We start from the raw sequence: 3778 nt of genomic DNA on the forward strand, positions 1-3778 counted from the left end.
TAGAGCTGTCAGAACTCTCAGAACCGTTGGAACTTTCAGAGCCGTTAGAGCCATTTGAGCTATCGGAGTTGTTAGAACCATTAGAACCATTAGAGCTATCGGAGCTGTTGGAACCATTAGAGCCATCGGAGCTGTCAGAGCCGTTAGAGCCATTTGAGCTATCGGAGCTGTCAGAATTGTTGGAACCATTAGAGCCATCAGAGCTGTCAGAGCTGTTGGAACCATTAGAGCCATCAGAACTCTCAGAACCGTTAGAACCATTAGAACCACTGGAGTCATTACCTTTACCAGCGTTATTCTTTTCGTATCCAAAGGTAACAGTTTGAGGATCATTGGTAAACTTTAGCTTACTCAACGCATCTTCATATTTATCAGTAGCGTATTTGTTGCCATTAATTTCAACGTAAGCAAGTTTGTAGGTAGGCAACTTTCTGGCTGTGATTGGAATAACCACGTCATTACCAGCAGTACCGAATTGATAATCGTTTGGTGAGAGTTTGGCGGTTTTATCGTCCTCAAATTGATAATTAATGGTAATACTGCAAGGATTTGGAATTTTATTAATATTAACATACACATCATAATCCTTACTGCCATCATAATTTTCCATTAAATCAGCACCAGTCCAATAATGAGCTTTAGGCTGAAGACCACCGTTATCTTCATTAACTCCCATGTTAACCCAAATATCTTCTTCATCATGGCCGTCCTGATTGTGACCTAAACCACCGTCCCCATATGTATTTACGACTTTTTTCAAATCATTTCTTCTGCCTAGCATAAGCACTTCAAGGGATGGAAGAACCCTAAGCATATCAACAATAGATGATGAATTTTGTATATCAAAACTACTAAGATCAAGTTTTGCTAGTTTATCACAGCCTCGAAACATGGCATCATATTTAGAAACTTTTCTGGTATTAAAGTTGTGTAGATCCAAACTGGTTAAATTTGAACATTGCCAGAACATATTAGTCATATCACTCACAGCTGCCGTGTTGAAGCTAGTGACATCTAAACTTGTTAAAGACTCACAATTTACAAACATATACGACATGTTACTTACTTTGGCAGTATTAAAATGACTAACATCTATTGCAGCTAATTTAAAACAATCATTAAACATGTTATTCATATCAAGGACGTTTGAAGTATCAAAATGACTAACATCAATGTTAGTTAATGATTGACAATCCTCAAACATGTGATTCATGTCAATAACGTTAGAGGTATTGAAAAGAGAAGGACTAAATTTTATACTTGCTAATTTTTTGTCGTAGAAAAACATCCTACTCATATCACGGACATTTTTAGTATCAAAATTGCTTAAGTCTAAGGTAGTTAAGTTACCACAGCTACCAAACATACTTGCCATACCAGCACGAGAAAGTTTTTCAGAAACATTTCCGACATTTGCAGTATCAAATTTTGACAAATCAAGTGAAGTTACTTGTGAGCAGGAAGCAAACATTCCCGTCATATCTGTGACTTTGCTAGTATCAAATTTGGATATTAATTTGTTTATACTATCAGTAGTAATTGGGATACCAGAAAACATTTTACTCATGTCAGTAACATTTGCGGTAGTAAAGTTATCAGAAACTTTAATGTCTGTCAATCTGCTAGAACCTCCGAACATATTGGCCATATTAGTTACTTTAGCAGTATTAAACAGTGATAAGTCTAACTCAGTTATGTACTCACAACCGCTAAACATTCCCTTCATGTTTTGAACACTATCGGTAACAAAGGTAGTTGGCAGATTTAATTTAAGCAAATTACGACAAGCACCAAACATATATGACATATCTGTCACTTTTGACGTATCAAAGCTTGAAACGTCTAACGTAAGAAAACTTTGACAACTATAAAACATATATGCCATGTTTTCAACATTAGAAGTGTTGAATTTGGTTACGTCAATAGACCAAACTTGATTACAGTTATAAAACATGTATGACATGTCTGTCACTTTATCTGTTTTAAAAGTAGCTGGGAATGCAAAGCTACGAAGTCCGCTGCATTCTTGAAACATATGCGCCATGTTTGTGACATTTGAAGTATCAAAGTGAGATAAATCTAACTTGGTTAAAGACTCGTCACCATAAAACATGTATGACATGTCTGTCACTTTTGTGGTTATGAAAGAAGTTGAACTAGATAAATCGATATTCGTTAGTTTTTTATTTTCACTAAACATGTTTTCCATGCTGGTAACATCAGAAGTATCAAGATTGTCTAACCCCTTGATGGTTTCTAATACCCCAAGGCTATTAAACAGATCATTTGCAGAGCCAATAATTTTGAGTTTGCCAGTGATATCAATTTCTTTAATGTCAGCGGCTAACACTGGACTTTGATTATTTAAATAGTGGAATAGGCTGATAGAATGATTATCACTGTTATCAATTGTGCCACCACTAATTTTTAATATATCACCTTCATCATTGAAACTGATATCTATCCCTTGCCATTTAGTTGGGAAACTTTCCCTAGTAGCTTTAGCAGGATCAAATTGTGCATGATCTGCTTCTTGCTTGTCAGCTTTTGCTTTGCCTGTGGTGCTTGGATCGCTGGTATTGCCTGCAGCTGCGTCTGCACTATTTTCACTTGCTGTGCCGCTATTGGTACCAGCTTGCCCCTGTCCAGTTTCTGGGGCGCTGCTTGAAGTGCCTGCAGTATTCTCGCTGTCAGCAGTTTGACTGCTGCTGTCTTGGCCAGTATGGCCATCATCAGCTGTTTCGCCTTCAGTTTCCGAACCAGTTTCACTTTGGTAGTTCAACTTGGTCTTGACTGCTCTTTTCGCAGTCTTTTTAGTGGCACGAGTGCCATTCTGATTAGCTGCCTTGACCGTCTGGGGCTTGGCATTAATTAAGCCTAAAGCAGCTGCGGCCACGCCGCCGAGCAATATTTTTTCTCCTTGCTTGTTAGCATTCTTATGTGTATTCATATAATTCCTCTTCTAAACTGCATATTAATATAGGTTTAGTATATGGCTGGCTTAGGCAAAAGTCAAACTCAGCTAGACTAGACTAAAAACGCCCTATATTGATAATATAGGACGTTTTTTATTTGTCAGAGTTTAATTAGTTTCCTTACGCTCAAGCCAAGCAGCACCCAGGGCAGTGGCTAAGGCCAAACCTCCTAGTGCAAGCATGGCCAAACTGTTGTGCTTCTCGGCACCAGTTTGTGGCAGTGCATCAGTGCTGCTTTCCTGATTAAGCTTGCCTTTTTTGTTTAATTTGCCGGCTGCAGCTGCCAGTTTAGCAGGACGGTTAGCCTGATGCTTGTTAGCTGTGAGACCTTTGATTGATTTGGCAGGTGCTTTCTTGCTCTGCTTATTTGCATGGAGGCCTTTAATTGCCTTCTTAGGTGCCTTCTTTTTCTTGTTCTTTTTGCTGGTCGGAATTGGAGTCGGCTCATTGTCAGTCGGCGTCTGGTTTCCAGTTGGGGCAGTGGTGGAGTTATTAGTTTGACCATCATTCTTGCTGTAAACGTAGGTCACGTTTTGCGGACTATTGATAAAGAAGCCAGTCGCATTATCAGGACGAGTCTTTAAAGTATAGCCAGAAACAGTCTCGGCACCAGTAGTATAGCCATCGCCAATGCGACCTTGGATTACGCGGTCAGGGGCAATGGTGTTGCCATATTCATCTTGATAGTGAACAGTAACGGCAGGCGCTATGGCCGCAGGGCTGCTGACAATTGAAACAGCAGTGTTAGAAGCATTAGAGCCATTAGAACTATTGGAGCTATTAGAGCTGTTAGAGCCGTTAGA

General features: G+C 39.3%; 2 protein-coding genes. Both read right to left on the reverse strand.

The genetic code is table 11. The annotated features are described in order from the left end of the window. On the reverse strand, positions 1-2950 hold a 2950-nt coding region (locus H3U49_RS03160), incomplete at its 3' end, for a BspA family leucine-rich repeat surface protein (RefSeq protein WP_198179617.1). Between the two features lie 132 nt (positions 2951-3082). Beyond that, on the reverse strand, positions 3083-3778 hold a 696-nt coding region (locus H3U49_RS03165), incomplete at its 5' end, for a MucBP domain-containing protein (RefSeq protein ID WP_198179619.1).

The organism is Lactobacillus sp. W8174, from assembly GCF_016100975.1.
GTDB lineage: Bacteria > Bacillota > Bacilli > Lactobacillales > Lactobacillaceae > Lactobacillus > Lactobacillus juensis.